8 protein-coding genes are annotated in these 18,243 nt (G+C 69.0%); 5 read left to right on the top strand and 3 right to left on the bottom strand.

Annotated features, from left to right (window positions below; genetic code table 11):
* Positions 1 to 37 precede the first annotated feature (37 nt).
* From ACZ5DC_RS37020 to ACZ5DC_RS37010, 3 genes are all read left to right on the top strand, one after another.
* Positions 38 to 3,316 carry a non-ribosomal peptide synthetase gene (locus tag ACZ5DC_RS37020; RefSeq protein ID WP_468660266.1) on the top strand — a complete coding sequence of 1,093 codons (3,279 nt, stop codon included), beginning with the start codon at positions 38 to 40 and terminating at the stop codon, positions 3,314 to 3,316.
* Entirely contained in the window at positions 3,313 to 6,315 is a 3,003-nt protein-coding gene (locus ACZ5DC_RS37015; RefSeq protein WP_468660264.1) for a type I polyketide synthase, read from the top strand. Before ACZ5DC_RS37020 ends, ACZ5DC_RS37015 begins: the two co-directional genes overlap by 4 nt.
* 101 nt (positions 6,316 to 6,416) lie before the next feature.
* Positions 6,417 to 11,084, top strand: a complete 4,668-nt coding sequence (locus tag ACZ5DC_RS37010; RefSeq protein WP_468660262.1) for an amino acid adenylation domain-containing protein — start codon at positions 6,417 to 6,419, stop codon at positions 11,082 to 11,084.
* A 117-nt stretch (positions 11,085 to 11,201) separates the two neighbouring features.
* Here the strand turns inward: ACZ5DC_RS37010 and ACZ5DC_RS37005 are convergent, their stop codons facing one another.
* On the bottom strand, positions 11,202 to 11,747 hold the full coding sequence (locus tag ACZ5DC_RS37005; protein ID WP_468660260.1) for a hypothetical protein: 546 nt from the start codon (positions 11,745 to 11,747) through the stop codon (positions 11,202 to 11,204).
* 185 nt (positions 11,748 to 11,932) lie between these two features.
* Between ACZ5DC_RS37005 and ACZ5DC_RS37000 the strand changes: the two genes are divergently transcribed.
* On the top strand, positions 11,933 to 13,144 hold the full coding sequence (locus ACZ5DC_RS37000) for a PEP/pyruvate-binding domain-containing protein (RefSeq protein ID WP_468660258.1): 1,212 nt from the start codon (positions 11,933 to 11,935) through the stop codon (positions 13,142 to 13,144).
* A 124-nt stretch (positions 13,145 to 13,268) separates the two neighbouring features.
* Here ACZ5DC_RS37000 and ACZ5DC_RS36995 read toward each other — a convergent pair whose 3' ends face one another.
* Positions 13,269 to 14,120, bottom strand: a complete 852-nt coding sequence (locus tag ACZ5DC_RS36995; protein WP_468660256.1) for an SAM-dependent chlorinase/fluorinase — start codon at positions 14,118 to 14,120, stop codon at positions 13,269 to 13,271.
* Positions 14,121 to 14,345: 225 nt separating this feature from the next.
* On the opposite strand from ACZ5DC_RS36995, the gene ACZ5DC_RS36990 reads away from it, so the two are divergent.
* On the top strand, positions 14,346 to 15,185 hold the full coding sequence (locus ACZ5DC_RS36990) for a class I SAM-dependent methyltransferase (RefSeq protein ID WP_468660254.1): 840 nt from the start codon (positions 14,346 to 14,348) through the stop codon (positions 15,183 to 15,185).
* Positions 15,186 to 15,197: 12 nt separating this feature from the next.
* Here the strand turns inward: ACZ5DC_RS36990 and ACZ5DC_RS36985 are convergent, their stop codons facing one another.
* Entirely contained in the window at positions 15,198 to 18,224 is a 3,027-nt protein-coding gene (locus ACZ5DC_RS36985) for an AfsR/SARP family transcriptional regulator (RefSeq protein WP_468660252.1), read from the bottom strand.
* Between the last annotated feature and the right edge of the window lie 19 nt (positions 18,225 to 18,243).

The raw sequence follows: 18,243 nt of genomic DNA, 5'->3' as shown, positions 1-18,243 counted from the left end.
TCCTTCGCACGAATACCGAGAGGGAAAGGACCAGACCGTGATCGACACGGAGGAGCTGGGCATCGTCGAGACGTATCCCCTGACGCCGTTCCAAGTGTCCCTGATGGTGGTCGACTCGACCCATGGGGCCGGCGTCGAATACGTCCAGCACGTGTACCGTTTCGACACTCCCGTGCAGGTGGAGGCGCTGGCGGAAGGCTGGCGACATGCCGCCGCCAGACACCCCATCCTGCGCAGCACGTGTGGGTTCCAGGACGGCCGGTGGGTTCATCACATCGCCGCGGAGACACGCTTCTCGATGAAACGTGTACCGCTGGACGACAACGTCGAGGCGGACGCCGACGCTCGGCTCGAAGCGCTGCTGACCCGGGACCGTCAACGGGCCTTCGATCTGCTGCACGAACCGGCATGGCGGGTGACCTGGCTCGAAGAGGCCGACGGTCACGGAAGCATGGTCTGGACGGTACACCACCTCCTGGTGGACGCGGTGTCGTCGATCGTGGTGCTCGCTGATGTCTTCCGCCGGTACGACGAGGTGCTCAGCGGACGCGGAGAACCGGCTGAGGACCGCCCCGCGCTGAGCTTCGGCCACCACGCCAACGCTCTGGCGGGGAATCCGCCCGGTCCGGCCGCGGTGGCGTTCTGGAACGAGTACATGTCAGGCATCTCAAGAGTCGAACCCGTGCCCTTCGCGCGGGGCCACACGGGCGCGGCGAGCAGACGGAACCGGGGGAGCAGCACGGCCTGGTGGCAGGTGCCCGCCGAGTTGTCCGGCCGGCTGGCCGCCCGCGCCGCCGACTGCGGCGTGACGACGACCACGTTGTTCTACGCGGCGTGGGCGCTGGTGCTCAACCGCTGCGGGATGGAGGGCGACGTGGTGCTCGGCTGCCCCCTGAGCACCCGCGATCGCGACCGAGAGGGCGAGATGGCCGGCCCGGCTGTCAAGATAGTCCCCCTTCGGATCACGGTTCCCTACGCGACGCCGGTCGACGAGTGGCTGCGGTCCATCCGCCGTAACGAGCGGAGCCGGAGACCCTACCTGGCCGTGTCCACCGACTCGTTGCTGGCCGATCTCGACCAGAGCCTGGTGGGCGGGCCCTTCTCCACCGTGGTCCAATGGCTGCCCTATCCGGTGCACGAACAAGTCGACCGGCAGGGCCACGGCCCGGTGCCGCGCCGCTACCAGCTGATCCAGCAGCACGCCGTCCCTCTGGTACTGGACCTCTACGACACCGAACGGGGCATCGAGGCCCGGCTGCAGGGACACGCCGACCTGTTCCCCGACGCGATCCTGAACCGCGCCCTCGAATGGCTGCGCGGCGCGCTGGAGGGGCTGTCGGCGCACGGAACCGTCGTGGGAGAGGTCGGGCTCCTGGACGCCGGGGAACGCGCCCTGGCTCTGGCCCGCGGCAGTGCGGGCGAGGAGCCCCTGCCTCCTGCCGCGGTGCATGAGCTGCTGGGTACGGGAGTCGAACCGGACCGGCCCGCCGTCGGCTGTGGAGACGTGGTCCTCTCGTACGGAGACCTGCGCGAACGCTCCGACCGGCTCGCCTGGTTCCTGCACGACGCCGGAGTGACCCGTGGTGATGTCGTGGGAGTGTGCCTCGGCCGTACGGTCGAGGCCGCCGTCGCGGTGTGGGCAGTGCTCAAGTCGGGTGCCGCCTACCTCCCGCTGGACCCGAGGCTTCCAGCGCGCCGGATGGGGGCGATGATCGCCGACAGCGGCGCGAGCGTCGTGGTGTCCGACATCGCCACGCTCGCCGGACTGCCCGAGGGGGTGTTCCGTCCAGCGCGGCTCGCCGTCCTGGACGGGGCTGACGCACCCGCGATCCGCGGGGCCCGGGAGGCAGCCCTGCCACGGGTGTGCGGGTCCGATCTGGCCTACGTGATCTTCACATCGGGCTCCACGGGCCGGCCCAAGGGTGTGGCGGTGGAACACCGGTCGCTGCTCAACCTCGCCGTGGTCCAGGGCCGTCGCTTCGGCATGACGCCGGCCGACCGGCTGTTGCAGTTCTCCTCCTTCAGTTTCGACATGTCGATCGGCGACATGTTCTTCACCTGGATGGCGGGCGGCTACCTCCAGATCGCCACCGGCGAGGAGCGCATGGGCCGGGAACTCTTCGACCGTCTCCGAGCATCCCGGATCACATCCGTGATGCTCCCTCCCGCCGCCCTCGCTTCGCTCCCATGGTTCCCGGGGGCCCTGCCTGAACTGCGGACCGTCCATGTGGGGGGCGAACACTTCGGCGCGGACCTGGTGCGACCCTGGGCCGCGGACCGCCGCGTGGTGGCCGTTTACGGGCCGACGGAATGCACCGTGCTCTCCACACTCGCGGAGTACCGCCCTGGATCGGCGCCCTTGCTCGGTTTCCCGTTCCCCAACACCCGGACGTACGTGCTGGACAGCCGCTTGGAACCGGTACCGGCCGGCGTGGTGGGCGAACTGTTCATCGCCGGCACCGGGGTGGCCCGCGGTTATGCCGGACGCCCAGGGCTCACGGCGGAGCGATTCGTCGCGGATCGTTTCGGCCCACTCGGTGAACGTATGTACCGCACGGGTGACCTGGTGCGCCGGAACGCGGAGGGCGCTCTGGAGTTCGTCGGCCGTAGCGACGGCCAGGTGAAGATACGCGGCTTCCGGATCGAGACGGGTGAGATCGAGCAGATGCTGTGCGCCCATCCGGGGATCAGCCGGGCAGTGGTCTCCGCCCGCCCCCAGGAGGGACAGGGGGACGCGCGGTTGGTGGCCCATGTCAGAGGAGCCGGTCCTGTGGACGGGACTCCGGCGGCGCCACCCGCTGACGGCGTACTGCGGACCTGGCTGCGCGAGCACCTGCCTTCCTACATGGTGCCCGAGGTGTTCGTGGCGGTGGAATCGATCCCCACCACGGCGGCGGGCAAGGTGGACCGGGCCGCGCTCCCCGCGCCGCACCGGGACAGACCCAGCACCGGGCAGGTCTACGTGGCGCCCCGCACCGAGACCGAACGGCTGCTGGCCGAGGTCTGGGCCGAGGTTCTGCACATCGACACGGTGGGCGTCCACGACACGTTCTACGACCTGGGCGGCAACTCCGTCCGGATGATCGCCGTCCACGCGAGGCTCAGTGAAAAAGGGCTGGGCACAGGTCTGACACTCACCGACATGTTCGGTTTCCCGACGGTCGCCGCGCTGGCGTCCCGCCTCCAAGGCGGCCCCGGCCCCGCCGTTCCTCCGGACAGTGGTGATCCCGCCACACGCGGCGAGGACCGGCACAGGCGTCTGAGGCGGCTGCGGGACCGGCGGTCCAAGGACACGGATGGAAAGGAGTCCCGATGACCGACAGCGACCTCTCGTCGACCATAGCGATCGTCGGAATGAGCGGGCGTTTCCCGGGCGCCGAGAACCTCGGGCAGTTCTGGGAGAACCTGCGCGACGGCGTGTGTTCCATCACCGACTTCACACGACAGGAACTCGTCGAAGACGGTGCCGACCGCGCCGGCCTCGCCAAGGACGACTACGTGCCGTCGAAGGGTGTGCTCACCGATGCGGACCGCTTCGAGGCGGAACTGTTCGGCTTCAGCCCCCGGGACGCCGCCGTGCTCGATCCCCAGCACCGGTTGTTGCTGGAAACGGCCTGGTCGGCCCTGGAAGACGCGGGCTACAACCCGTTGCAGGTGCCGGAGACAACCGGTGTGTACGTCGGCGGCGGTCTGAGCGAGCACGCGATCGCCGCCCAAGCGGACGCGCACCTGGTGGAGACGCTGGGAAGGACGCAGGTCAGACTGCTCACCGACAAGGACTTCCTGGCCTCCTGGATCTCCTACCGGTTGGGCCTGCGCGGGCCGAGCATGGCGGTGCAGACCGCCTGCTCCACCTCCCTGACGGCGGTCCACCTGGCGGTTCAGAGCCTGCTCCTGGGGGAGTGCTCCCTGGCTCTGGCGGGCGGGGTCACCGTGGACACGACCGCCAAGCGCGGATACCTCTACCGGGCGGGCGGGATCTTCTCCCCGGACGGCCGCTGCCGGCCCTTCGACGAACACTCCGGTGGCACCCTGCCCGGCAACGGGGTCGGCCTTGTCGTCCTGCGCAGGTATGAGGACGCGCTCCGCGACGAGGACACCGTCCACGCGCTGATCCGAGGCTCCGCGGTGACCAACGACGGGGTCGCCAAGATCAGCATGACGGCGCCCGGAATCGAGGGACAGACGCATGCGATGGTCGAGGCCCTGGCCGCAGCGCGGGTAAAACCGCAGGACATCCAGTACATCGAGATGCACGGCACCGGCACCGCACTGGGCGACCAGATCGAGATCAAGGCCGCGACCGCCGCGTTCGCCACCGCGTCGGACGAGACGGCACGCTGCGCGATCGGCTCGGTGAAGTCGAACATCGGTCACCTGGACGCCGCGGCGGGGATCTCGGGTCTGCTGAAGACCGTTCTCATGATGAAGCACGGGCAATACGTGCCCACCGCCAACTTCTCCCGGCCCAATCCGGAACTGGAGCTGGAGAAGACTCCGTTCCATGTGGTGGAAGAAGCGGCCCCTTGGCCACGCCCCGAGCGGTCCCGGCGCATGGCCGGTGTGACGTCGGTGGGAATGGGCGGAACGAACGTACACGTGGTTCTGGAGGAGGCGCCGGACCGGGCGGAAGCCGCCGACGCCCGCACCGAGGCACAGCTCCTCCCGCTGTCGGCCCGGACCGAACGCAGCTTCCGAGCGGGTGCCGAGGCGCTGAGCAGGTACTTCCGCGGCCCGGACCGGGCCCTGCTCGCGGACGCCGCCCGGACATTGCAAACGGGCCGATCCGAACTGGGCGTCCGGGGGTTCGTCGTCGCTGACGATCCGCTGCGAGCCGCCGAGGGGTTCGGAAAGCTCGCCGGGTCGGATCACCTCCGGACCGTCGATGCCCTGGATGCGCCGATCTTCCTCTTCCCCGATGGGCAGGCGTGGTACCGGAGCATGGGCGAGGAGATGCACCGGAGGTTCCCCGTCTTCCGTGACGCCCTGGAGGAGTGCGCCGAGTACCTCGCGCGGCGCCATGGGCTGGAAGCGCGGGCGTGGCGGCACGACGCGGGAACACGCGATGATCCCGCGAGGACGATGAGCCTGCGGCACGCGTCCGTGTTCAGCACCCAGTACGCGGTATCCACTCTGTGGACGAGCTGGGTCGGCATCCCCGCGGCGGTGGTGGGCCAAGGGCTGGGGGAGTACGCGGCTGCGGTGCTGGCCGGGGTTTTCACCCGCGAGCAGGCCCTGGACCTGGTGGTCGCGCAAGCCGGACTGGTCGGCCGTACCGAAGCGGGGCGGATGCTCACCGTCGCGATGCCCGAATCCGAGGTGACCGGGCTGCTGTCCGACGGTGTCTCACTGGCAGTCTCCCACGGCCGGCACGGGTGTGTGCTCTCCGGCCCGGCAGCCGCGGTGGATCAGGTCGCCGACCGACTGGCGAAAGCCGGCGTGGCCTGCGGACTCGTCGACACACGCTACGCACCGCACTCCTCGACGATGGACAGGATCCTCGACGACTTCGAGGCGGTCGTGGCGGCCACAGGCCCCCGTCGGCCCTCGCTGCCTTACGTCTCCGCGGTCTCCGGAGGGCTGGTCGATGCGCAGCGCCTGGCCACCGCCCGCCACTGGCGTGAGCAGCTGCGGACCACCGTCCGGTCGGACGAGGCGTTGAGGCAGGCGGTCCGGACCTTCGACGGTCCGGTGGTGCGCATGGGGCCTGACGTGCCCGTGACCGACGAACCGGTGGCCGGCGACGCCGGTCTGCCCGTGCACGCCGCTCTCGGTGCGGCCGACGAGGCGGCGATCACCTTGTCGGCCTTGGGTGAGGTCTGGCTGAGCGGAGGGCGGATCGACTGGCCGGCCCTGACCGCGACGGATGCGAAGAGGGCTCATCTGCCCGGGTACGTCTTCGACGGAACTCATCAGGGTGCCCTGAGACCGGGGCCCCGGCCCACGACGGACGCGGCCGCACCGGACGGTGGCCCGCTGAGCCCCTCTGGTGTGCCGGGCCCGAGCCGAGCGGGGCAGCGGGGTGATTCCGGTGAATCGCTCCGGATCCGTATCGGCGAACTCCTGCAGGAGGCCCTGGGCGCCGATCAGGACAGGTTCGGGTCGTCTTTCCTCGACCTGGGAGGTGACTCCTTGAGCGCGGTGCACCTGGCGAGCAGGATCCAGGAGTCGATCGGGGTCGACGTCCCCATCGAGTTCCTGGTCCAAGACGCCTCTCTGCACGAGTTGGTGGAGAAGATCGCCAGGCTGAGGGAGCACCCGGAGGAGGACCAGGGCGTCGACGATCTGCTCGCGGAGATCGAAATGGGCGGCTGAGGCACTGCTCGCGTCCCAGCGCGCGACAGCTTCCCGCTCCGCCGTACTCGCGTCGGCGGCGGAGCCCGCCCCGCAACGTATCCCGGACGGCCGGTGAAAGAATGCAGCTCGAAATCGAATCAGTACTTCCGCTCTGCCCCCTCCAAGAGGGAATGCTTTACCACGCTCTCGTCGCCGAGTCGTCCGTGGACGTCTACGTCGTCCAGACGACGATCACCATCCGGGGCGATCTCCAGGTCGATCGGATGAAAACGGCCGCCGCAGCGCTTCTGCGCCGCCATCCGGCTCTGCGCGCCGGCTTCCTGCAGCGCGCGTCGGGCCAGACGGTCCAGGTCGTTCCGAAGGACGTCGAACTCCCCTGGGCGGAGGTGGATCTGCGGCATCTGGGTGCGGAAGACCAGTCGGAGTGCCTCACGCGCATCGAGACGGAGGACCGTGAGCGCAGGTTCGACATGGCGGCGCCTCCGCTGGTGCGCTTCACTCTGGCCCGGCTCGACGATGTGACGCACACGCTCACGTTCACCGTGCACCACGTCCTGCTGGACGGCTGGTCCCTTCCCATCGTGCTTGGGGACCTCGTGGAACTCTATGGGCAGGGCGGACCCGGTGAGACCGTGGCACCGCCCCAGCCCCCCTCGTTCCAGAGGTACATCGAGTGGCTGGCCGAGCGGGACCGCGCCGCGGCAGCAGCGGCATGGCGAGGGTACCTGCGTGGCCTGGAAGAGCCGACTCTGGTGGCCGCGCGGGACATCGACCGGATACCCGCGGTTCCGGAGCGGGAAGTGATCGAACTCTCGCGGGAATTCACCGAGGCGCTGACGGCCACGGCCCGCAGACTGGATGTGACGGTCAACACATTGGTCCAGGGCGCCTGGGCGGTGGTGCTCAGCCGGATGACGGGGCACCGGGACGTCGTCTTCGGAACGACGGTGTCCGGGCGCCCTCCGGAGATCGACGGCGTGGCCGGCATGGTGGGGCTGCTGATGAACACCCTCCCCGTGCGGGTCACCCTGGACCCGGCGGCATCGGCGACGGACACCCTCCGGCGCATGCAGAGCGCGGCGGCCGACCTGCTGCCCCACCAGTTCCTGGGACTGGCGGAAGTCCAGCGTCTCGCGGGACTCGGCAAGCTCTTCGACACCACAGCGGTCTTCGAGAACCTGCCCGCAAGCGGTGACGCCTGGGTCAGCGACACCGGCGTGGAGTTCCGTGTCCGCGCGGAGACGAACACGTCAGGCAGCATGCACTACCCGCTCAGCCTGGTGGCTTATCCCGGAGACCGGCTCCGGCTGTGGCTGAACTACCGCCCCGATGTCTTCGCGCCCACGCACGTCCGGCATTGGGCCACGGAGCTGGAACGCTGTCTCGACGCCTTCGTGACCGCTCCCGACCTGGCCCTGGGACGGATCGGCATCCTGGGTGACGACGGCCCCTGCCGGAAGACCACGGACCAGAGCATCGGCGCTACGCCCTCTCTCGGGTCCTGCGCCCACCCCACCGACCACGACTTCTGGGCACACCGGCTGCGCGAGGCACAATTCACCGCCCTGCCCCGTCAGCGGCGGCAGCTCCCTGGTCACACCGGTGACGGATGCGTCGGAGGCCCGGTCCCCGAAGCGGTACAGGAGCGCCTGCGCCTGCTCGCCGGGAGATGGGACATACCGGTACGCGCTTTCCTGCTCACCTCGCACCTGCGCGTGATGGCCCTGGTGGCCGGCACCGACGACGTGTGGACAGGAGTCGTTGTCGACGGCCCGGTGCCAGGGCCGCGGGGCGACCACGTGGTCCATGACCTCCCCCGCACACTGCCCATGCGCATGCCTCGGCGGGACGGCAGCTGGGCAGACCTGGTACGCGGGACGGCGGCCCTCGACGGCGAGATCCACGCCCGCCGCAGCTTGCCCATGGAGGAAGTGCTCCGTGTGGCGGGGCAGCCGAAGCTGTTCGAAACGACCTTCACCTACAGCCGGTCCCGCGACGAACGTGGCAGCACCAGCGCGGACGGCGTCGAGGCGGTGGACGCACGGCGCGCCGTGGAGACCCGGCTGCCGTTCCGTGCGGAATTCCGGGCGGCCCCCGACGACGGCGGGCTGAGCCTCGAACTGCGCTATGACGCACGCGAATTCTCCCGCGAGCGGATCGAACTCATCCACGGCTACTACCTCGCGGCCCTGGCGGAGATGGCCTACCAGCCGGACAGCCGGCACGGCGCCGCCACGCTGCTGTCCGTCCCGGAACAACAGCAGCTGAAGCTGCGGAACCACACGGAACGGCGAGTGCCGTCGGTCCTGCTGCCGGAGCTGTTCCAGAACCAGGTCGCGAAGACCCCGCACGCCACGGCTCTCACATACGAGGGCGAGAACGTGTCGTACGGCGATCTGAACGCCCGTGCGAACCGATTGGCTAGGCTGCTGATCGCGCACGGCGCTGCCGCGGAAACCGTGGTCGCCATCGTGTTGCCGCGCGGTGTGGACGTCGTGGTGTCCATGCTCGCCGTCCTCAAGGCAGGCGCCGCCTATCTGCCGATCGACTCCGACCACCCGGCTGAGCGCATCACCGGAATACTCCTTGATGCGGCTCCCGCCCTGCTGATCACCAACGACGCGGTTCGCCAGGTGGTTCCCACGGGCGCCGGCACGTGGCGGATCGTGTCCCTCGACCACGCGGGAACGCGACGAGAACTGGGGTGCCACAGCGGCAGCGACCTCACGGACGCCGACCGGCGGGGGGCCCTGTTGCCCGCACACCCGGCGTACGTCATCTACACGTCCGGATCCACAGGGCGCCCGAAGGGCGTCGTCATCCCGCACGCCGGTCTGACCAACCTCCTGGCCGACCTGGAGACGCGGGTCTCGCTCACCCCCGATGACGTGCTCGTCGCCATCACCACGGTGGCGTTCGACATCGCCGTTCTCGAGATCCATCTGCCCCTGCTGCACGGCGCCCGGGTAGTTCTCGCCGGCAGGGACGTGGTCCGCGATCCCCACGCCCTGATCGGCATTCTGAACACCACCGGTGCCACCGTCATGCAGGCCACGCCCTCGCTGTGGCAGTCGCTCATGGCGGTCGTGTCCGAGGACACGGTCGTTCCACGAGGGCTGCGTGTCCTGGTCGGTGGAGAGCCGCTGCAGGCCACCACCGCGGCGCGGCTGCGGGCCCTCGGCCCCGTCCTGAACCTGTACGGCCCCACCGAGACGACCGTGTGGTCGACGGCAGCCCGCCTCGAAGCTCGGCGTGACGGCTCCGTTCCCCCCATCGGCCGGCCCCTCGCCAACACACGCGTCTACGTGCTCGACGGCCACCTGCGGCCGGTTCCGGTGGGAACGGCCGGCGAACTCCACATCGCCGGAGCCGGTCTCGCCCGCGGGTACCACGAGCAGGCGGTCGGCACAGCCGAACGCTTCGTGGCCAATCCCTTCGAGGACGGCGGGACACGTATGTACCGCACCGGAGACGTCGTCCGGTGGAACGAAGACGGCGAACTGGAATTCGTCCGCCGCTCGGACCAGCAGGTGAAGATCCGCGGCCACCGGGTCGAAATCGGTGAGGTGCAGGCGGCTCTGGCCGCTCAACCCGGCGTCGCGCACGCCGCGGTGACGGTGCGCGAGGATGCCGCCGGGATCGGACGCCTGGTGGGGTACGCCGTTCCCGTACCGGGCGGAACGATCGACACGGCCCGACTGCGCTCCGCCCTGGGCTCCGTGCTGCCCGCCGCCGCCGTGCCCACCGCGTTCGCCGTACTGGACGAGCTGCCGCTCACACCCCACGGCAAACTGGATGTCGGCAGGCTCCCCGTCCCGGATCTCTCCGCACGGGCGTCGCATAGCCCACCGCGTACGCCGGGCGAGGGTCTGCTGGTTCAGTTGATGGCAGAAGTACTCGGTCTCCCTGGGGCCGGGGTCGACGATTCCTTCTTCGACCTCGGCGGCGACTCGCTGACGGCGGCTGTCCTGCTCAATCGCTTGCGGGCGGTGGCCCCCACCGCACTGACCATCCGGGACGTGTTCGAGGCGCCCACCGCGGCGGGGCTCGCGCAACGGTCCGCTCTGGGCGGTGGGTCGGATCCGCTCAGTGTGCTGCTGCCCCTGAGCCCGGGCGGTACGCGGCCCCCGCTGTTCTGCGTACACCCCGGGTCCGGCATCAGCTGGTCGTACGCCGGACTCGCGGCGCATCTGACCGCTGACCGGCCGCTGTACGGTCTGCAGGCCCGTAGCCTGCGCTGTTCCACGGGGCTGCCCGAGAGCGTGGAGGAGATGGCGGACGACTACCTGACCCAGGTTCGCTCGGTGCAGCCGAGCGGACCCTACTACCTGCTGGGATGGTCGTTCGGCGGGATCGTCGCCCACGCCATGGCCACCGCCCTGCAGGTGAGTGGCGAAGAGGTGGGGCTACTGGCCCTGATGGACGCCTATCCCCCTTCCGCGCTCGGCCCGTTGCCGCAGGGCCCGGAGTCGGTCAGGGACTACACCGACCGCATCACCTCGGACCTCAGTGGTCTGGCGAACGACGAGATCCAGGCCGCCGTGAGGACGTATGGCCGCAACCTACGGCTCCTGGCGCAATTCGTGCCCGCGCGGTTCGTGGGGGACCTCGTGTTCTTCACCGCGAGCGAGGAACGTCCCGAGAGCGCACCGATCGCCGGCGCATGGCAGGATCATGTCTCGGGGACCGTGGTCGACCACCCGGTGCCCGGCTCACATGACGACATGACACGTCCTGAGGCCTTGGGCATAGTGGGGCGCCGTGTCGCCTCTCTCCTGGGTCCTTGACGGTCGGTGGTGCGGCACACCCGTTCGGAAGGTCGCCAGGTATCCGCCGGGTCCGCGTTCACCTGCCGACGCCGGCGAACACGACGGGGAAGTGGGTGCCCGCGCGCTCCCAGCGGGTCAGCTGTCGCCCTCGTCCGCCGGCCCGGCCGCGTCACCGATGGCCACCCGCAGCTCATGCATCCCTTGCAGGATGTCGATCAGGGCTTCTTCCGCCCCGCTCAAGGCACGTCGGGTTCCCTCCTCGTCGTCACGGTCCGCGTGCAGCTGGGCGCCGAGCGCGTACACCGCTGTCATGACCGCGGCGAAGGCGGATTCCCGACCGGGTGGCAGGTCCTCCCCCTCGGGTTCGGAGACCTGCACCGCGGTGCGCTGCAGGCGGTTCGTCAGGACGTTGACCGCGAGGTCGGGGTTCCTTCCCAACCGCTCCCCCCAACCGAGCAACGTCTCAAGGACGTCCTCGATCTCCCCTTCCTCGGTCAGCCGGGTCGCGACGGTGATCTCCAGCTCCGTCTTCGCCAGCAGACTCCCCAGCAACCGCAGGCGCTCCTCTTCCCGCGGCCCCTCGGGTCGCTTCTTCGGCTCCGGCTCCGGCTCAGCCGCCAGAGCGACCAGCGCCGCGTGGATCTGCTCAGCACTCACCGGCCGCTCGCTACTGGTGCTCACGCTTCCAGTCTCACCCAGCGGATGCGTACCCGCCCCCGCGGCACGTCGCGAGTCCCCGCGAGTTCCACCACCCAGACCAACAACCAGCCGGTGCCGGCGTGAGGATGGCATCGCCACGATGAGCCGGCAGGGGCCGGTGCATCATAGGGGTGGTCGGGATCGCTTGTCATGGAAGGGACAGAAGCGTGGACGGTCACGGCGCCGGGTTACGGTACTTCCGGCCGCTGGAGCATTGCGAGGGTTTCCTGGGCGGCAAGGCCGAACGGCTGCGGGCGCTGCTGCGAGCAGGCCTGCCGGTGCCCGAGGCGTACGTGCTGACGCACGCCGTACTCGAAACGTCGAGTACGGAAGAACTCCTGGCCGACGCGCGAGAACTCCTCTCCGTCGCCTTCCGCGAGGGAGCGGCCGTGGTCGTACGCAGTTCCGCCGCGGGCGAGGACAGCCCCCTGGCTGCCGCGCCCGGCGTGTACGACTCTTATCTGAACCGTCGGACACCCCATGAGATCGTGGAGGCTGTGGGCCGGGTGCGTGCGGCGCTGCACGCGGCCGACGCCGAAGCGTACCGGCAGCTGCTGGGAGACACCCGGCAGCCCGTGATGCACGTGGTGGTGCAGCGCATGGCGGAGTGTTCCATGTCAGGGGTCCTGTACACCCAGGACCCCTTCTCGGACGGGCCCGCCGTGCGTGTGGAGGCGTCCCGCGGGCTGGGTACGCCTGTTGTCGCGGGGCTCGGCGCCGAACACGCATGGGTGCTTCCCACCCCAGGCCGGCCTGTGGTGCCGCGCGGATCACAGTCATGGACCATCGCGCACGGCAGCGGTCTGCCTGCCCTGCTGACCCGGCTGGCCGTCGTTCTGGAGGACATGTTCGGCAGACCGCAGGATGTCGAGTGGGGATTGGAGGAGAACGCTCTGTGGGTGTTCCAGTCCCGAGACATCGTCGCGTCGGCTTTCCCGCTTCCGCCGGCCCGGCTGCGGCCCGCGTCGTGCGCCGGTGGGGTGCGGGTCACGCCGTTGTCACGGGGGTATGCGATCGGGGTCCTGAGTACGGTCGGGGAGGGTGCCACAGGCCCGGGGAAGCTGGTCGTTCTCGATGCGATGCCGACCGCCGCGGAACTGAGGGGCCTGCGGGACGTGGGCGGGATCCTCGTGCGCCGTGGCAACGTGCTGTCGCATTCCGCGGCCCTGTGCCGGGAGTTGGGCGTACCCATGGCCCTGTTGCCGGAGGGCTGGACGGTGCAGCACGGGGAGATGCTGCTGGATGCGGTGGCCGGACGTCTCATCCGGCTGTGTGAACTCTCGGCGCACGATCGGCGGCTGGCAGCGCGGGCGGTACGGCGTCGGCCGGGAGGGCGGGACACGGCACGTCAGAGCCGCGTCGCACCGAGGGTGCGGTGACCGGTACGGGACCCCTCGCCGTCCCCGGTCGGTGAGGGGACCTTCGGAGGTGCCGTCCGCGACCACATGGCGCAGGTCCGGGGAGCCGTAACCGGGTATCCGCGTCGGAGCCGTCGCGTGTCGGTCAGAGTCGCCGCAACCGCAAGGATGTGCCGACCTCCCAGCCAACAGCCGGGACGCCCTGCCATCTCACCCGGCCGATCTCATGCAGGCCGAGAGAGCTGCCCGGATAGACCACCCAGGAGCCGTCATCGAAGTCCATCATCCGCTCCCCGTAGGTTGCCTCGATGTACCGTCCACCCGCCTCGACCCGGAGCCGTTCGCCGGGACACAGGTCGTCCATGGAGCACAGGAACTTGGCGTTGCCGAAATTGTCCACGTGGACGATCAGCCCCTCCGACAGGGGAGTGGGACGGATTCGCTCGGGGGAGAACGGTTTGCCCAGATCGGCCAGTGGAACACCGCGTACCAGCGCGCCCACGGCAGGGGCATGCACGTACTTCCCCCCGAATGGCACATAGCCCGGATCCGGTATCTCGACGCATTCGGCCACCCCGAAGTCGGACGCCAGCCACCCTAGGGCCCCTGTGTTCGCCCCGACAAGCAAAAGCTCCTGCCGGGCGGTTCGCACGACCAGCCGCTCCGTACGCACACGGATACTGTTGACGACACACATGATCACGGTGCCCGGCCAGGCGAACTCCGCGACCAGGCGGGTCAGGAACGCCGCGTTCACGACGGAGAACGGTTCGGCTGCCACTAGTGGATCAATCTGTACGTCGGCCGGCGGGACCTCGGCTCGCGCAGCTCCCAGAATCACGGATCGTAACTCCAAAAAGGCGACATCCGTGCAATCCGACACCACGACGACACGTTCCACGGTGAATACGATTCCCTTCATGCTGTCGAAAGGCGAAACGCGGTTTTCACTTGTGCCGACAGGACGGCACGCGCCCAAGCGCCCCTGGTCGGCCATCCGTACCGTGTCGTCGGGGCCGAGATGGCCGGGCTGACCACCCATAGGCGATGTGGAATACGTTGAACCGTACCAACGCGATGGATGCCCTGCCACCCTGAGCTGCGCAATTGCCAATTTAAGAAGGAGGATTGCGCGCTCAGTCGAGGCGAGATAGGTTTGATTGCGCAGCGGGCATGCCCAAGGATTCGTCCCGGCGCTCGGGAGGGGGCAGTGACGGATAGGATGATCTTCAATCAGTTAGCGCATGCCAGACGTTATTTCGAGGCGAAAGCGGCTGGCTACGACGCGGACGCGCGCGGACCCTACGGCAAGTTGACGGACGCCCTGCTCGCCGAGTCCTTGCATCTGTCCGTCATCTCGCGGCTTCCCGACGGGTTTACCTTCCTCGACGTCGGAGGGGGGACGGGGCGCTGGACGGAGCTGCTCGTCACCGCACGTCCGGACTGCTCAGGCGTCCTGCTCGACGTGAGCCCGGGGATGGTGGACCGTGCCGAGGAACGGGCACGCGAGCGCGGATACACCGACCGCGTCCGACACGTTCGCGGTGATGTCGACGCGGCGGGAGAACTGGTCGCCGGGATGACGTTCGACCTGATCATCAATAACCATCATCTCCTGGGATTCTTTCACTCGCCGGAACTCGTTCTCGGGTCCCTCGTCCCGTTGCTGTCGGACCGAGGCTTGATGGTATCCGTGCTGCCCAGCCGCTGGCACGCCGCCTGCGGAGACCTGGCCGTCGGAAACGCGGAACGGGCCCGCAGGAGCCTGTGCGGGTTCTCCTGGGAAGCCAGTGACGCGCCCTACGGGCACCTCTTCACGCCAGGTGAGATACGCATGCTGCACACGGCATCACAACTCACCGTCGATGTGCTGATCGGTTTCCCTTGCCTCATTTATCCCACCCCGCCGGGCGCCTCCACGGAATCGTCCGGATCCGTCGAGGAGTTCCTGCGGGACGAGGCTTTCTTCCAGCAAGTTCTCGCCATGGAGACCGAACTGCTGATCGACCCCGACGCGGGAGCGCGGGGTGCCAACCTCTTCGTCGTGGCGTCTCGTGAGTGAAGCCGAACGGTGTCATGGCGACTCACGGAAGGCGAGGGGGGCGGCGATCTGTTCCAGCAAGCGAGCCGTCCGCTCGGCCTCGGGCACGTCCAACGCGCTCAAGGACTTGTGCGCCTGGGTGAGATTGGCACGAGCCTCCTCGGTTCGGCCGAGGGACAACTGGATGTGACCGAGCACCATCAGGGCCTGATTGTGGTTGCGCAGGTTACCGGCTCGCTCGCAGAGACGGACGCCGAGCGTGGCCTCGTCCAGTGCGCGTTCCAGATCCCCCAACGCCCGTAGGGAGTCGGCGAGACGGAAGCGCGCCTGCGCCTCTCGTCTTCGCAGACGCGCCGCGAGGGACACCGCCAGCGCCTTTTCCTGCCACTCGACGGCCCGCGTCAGGTCGCCGATCGTGTGGTGGGCGAGTCCGAGGATGTAGTAGGCGTAGGCGGTCGCGGAATCCCGCAGTGCCGTCGATCCGGACAGGATGTCCTGGCAGATGCCTATCGCCGTATCGATCTCGCCCATGTTGACGTGCAGGAGCGCACTGTTCAGCGTGGTGGTGATCTCACCGTTGCGATGCCCCAGGCGCCGGGCGATGGCGATCGCCTCGTCATAGTGGTGAACAGCTTGCGCGAAGCTCCCGCGCATCTGCAGCTCAAGAGCCCGGTCGTTGAGCGCCTGGCGGAGGATCGCCATGTCACCCGACTCACGGCAGAGCTGGACGGCGAGGGCCGCCTGCTCACGTGCCCGTGCGAACCTGCTCGTGGCGAGGGCGATCGTGCCTTCCAGGAATCGGGCACGTCCTTCCGCCTTCTTGTCCCCGCATCGCATCGCCGTGACGGACAGCAGTTCCGTGACTTCTGCCCAGGCGCCGACGCCGACGTCGGACTGAAAAGCGCTCAAGGCGATGAGCATGTCGACGGCTGACGCGAGCAGGGCGCCAGGGGCCTCACCCTGGTCGCTCCTCAGGGAGTCTGTCAGCACTCCCCGAGCGACCTGCGCGGCCAGCGAAAGTATGGTCTCTCCTTCTTCCCCCGCCCAGACGCGAGCTCCCCCCACCGTGGCGAATCGCCGGCCGGAGACCGGGCTTCGCGTCAGTGCTTCCCGTACGGGGTCGACAGTGGCCAAGCCGAACGCGTTCACCGCTGTGGCTACGAGGTGGTCAAGGAGCCTGCGTACCGCTGTCTGCTCGGTGCCCGCGGGTCTTTTGTGCCGGGCGAACGAACGCAGCAAGCTGTGGAAGCGGTACCTGCCGGCACAGGGGGATTCCAGCATCGCCGCGTCCACGAGGGATTCCAGCAGCTCCTCGGCAGCCACCTCTTCACAGTCCAGCACCGCGGCCGCGCAGGAGAGCGAGAGCTCCGGGCTCGATATGGACGACAGCAGGCACAGGCCCCGGGTCTGCTGCTCGGTGAGCTGCCTGAAGGTGACGTCGAACGCGGTGGCGACGGCCTCGTCACCGATTCTGAGTTCGTTGATCCGTCTCTGCTCGTCACTGACACGGGCGGCGAGTGACGCGATGGACCAGGAGGGGCGTGCGGCCAGCCGGGCGGCCACGATCCTGACGGCGAGCGGCAGGAACCCACACGACTCCATGAGTTGCAGCGTGGCGTCCCTCTCGGCCGCGACGCGTTCGGCGCCGATGGCGCGCGCCATGAAGTCGAGTGCCTCGGCCGGGTGGAACACTCCCAGCTCCGCCTGGAGGGCCGCGGGCAAGCCGCCCAGGCGGGCACGGCTGGTGATGAGGACTCCGCAGTTCGCTTCGCCCGGTAGCAGCGGCCGGACCTGGCTCGCTGCCTGGACGCCGTCCAGGACGATCAGGACGCGCCGGTGATCGATCATGGTCCGGAAGAGTGCTGTCCGCTCCGTCAGCGTTCCCGGCATGTGCTCCTGCCGCACACCGAGCGACGTGAGGAAGCCGGCCAGGACGGTGTCGGGTCTGACCGCGGAACCGTCGCCGGACTGCAGTTCCGCGTACAGTTGGCCGTCCGGATATGTGTCACGCACCTTGTGCGCCACGTGAAGGGCGAGAGCGGACTTCCCGACACCTCCCATGCCTACGAGGACGACGACGGGCAGGGCGGAGCGCTTCGCGACGGTCAGCGCGGAAGCGAGCGTCGTCGACAGATGAGACCGGCCGACGAAGTCGCTCGGCTGGGGAGGCAGTTGCCTGGGCTCCCGTCGCGCGGCGGGGGTGTCAACCGTCTTCTGCTGCGGGAGGGCCAAGCCGGCGGAAGCCGCCGGGAGCACGGCACCCCGCGGATACCGCGCACCGTTGACGGTTTGGAGAGCCGGGGCGAGTCCGGGGTCGCCGTTCAATATGCGCTGGTGCAGCTCCGCCAGCTCGGAGCCGGGCTCGACCCCCAACTCGTCGATGAGCACCTTGCGCGCATCGCGGTACGTCGTCAGCGCTTCCGCCCGCCGTCCGGCCAACTGCTGGGCACGCATCAGCAGACAGTAGAGCCGTTCCCTGAGGGGGTGCTGGTCGATCAACGAGTGCAGCTCGGAGACGTATCCCCTGTCGAGCCCGAGGCCGAGCCCCAAGTCGATGCGTTCTTCCACCAGCGACAGACGCAGTTCGTTGAGCCGGTGTCGCTGGCCGGCTGCGAACGGACCGGGGATTGCCGCGAGAGGCTCCCCCCGCCACAGTGCGAGTGCGCTCTCGACCGCTTCGTAGGCACGGCCGGCGTCATCCGCGCGCCGGGCCCGCTCCGCCGTGCGGGAGTAGCCCTCCGCCTGGCAGTAGTCGATATGTGTGTCGGGCACCTGGAGCTGGTAACCGTCCCCGACCGATACCAGGATGCGTGGAAAGGTGCCGTTCGCCTCCAGTACCTTGCGCAGCCGCCAGGCATACGTACGCAACGTGGTGACGGCCGAGGCCGGTTCGTCCGTGCCCCACAGTGCTTCCACCAGGTCCACGGCGGTCGCGGATCGGCCGGCACGGAACAGCAGTGCGCAGAACATGGCCTGGAGCTGTGGCCCGCCCAAGTTGACTTCCGTATCGCCCCGGTATACGTGTAACGGCCCCAGCACGGACACATTGATGTGAGTCACGATCCCCCCTTGGCCGGTG

The sequence above is a fragment of the Streptomyces sp. NPDC031445 genome, assembly GCF_055581365.1.
This window is presented reverse-complemented; position numbering and strand designations above follow the sequence as displayed.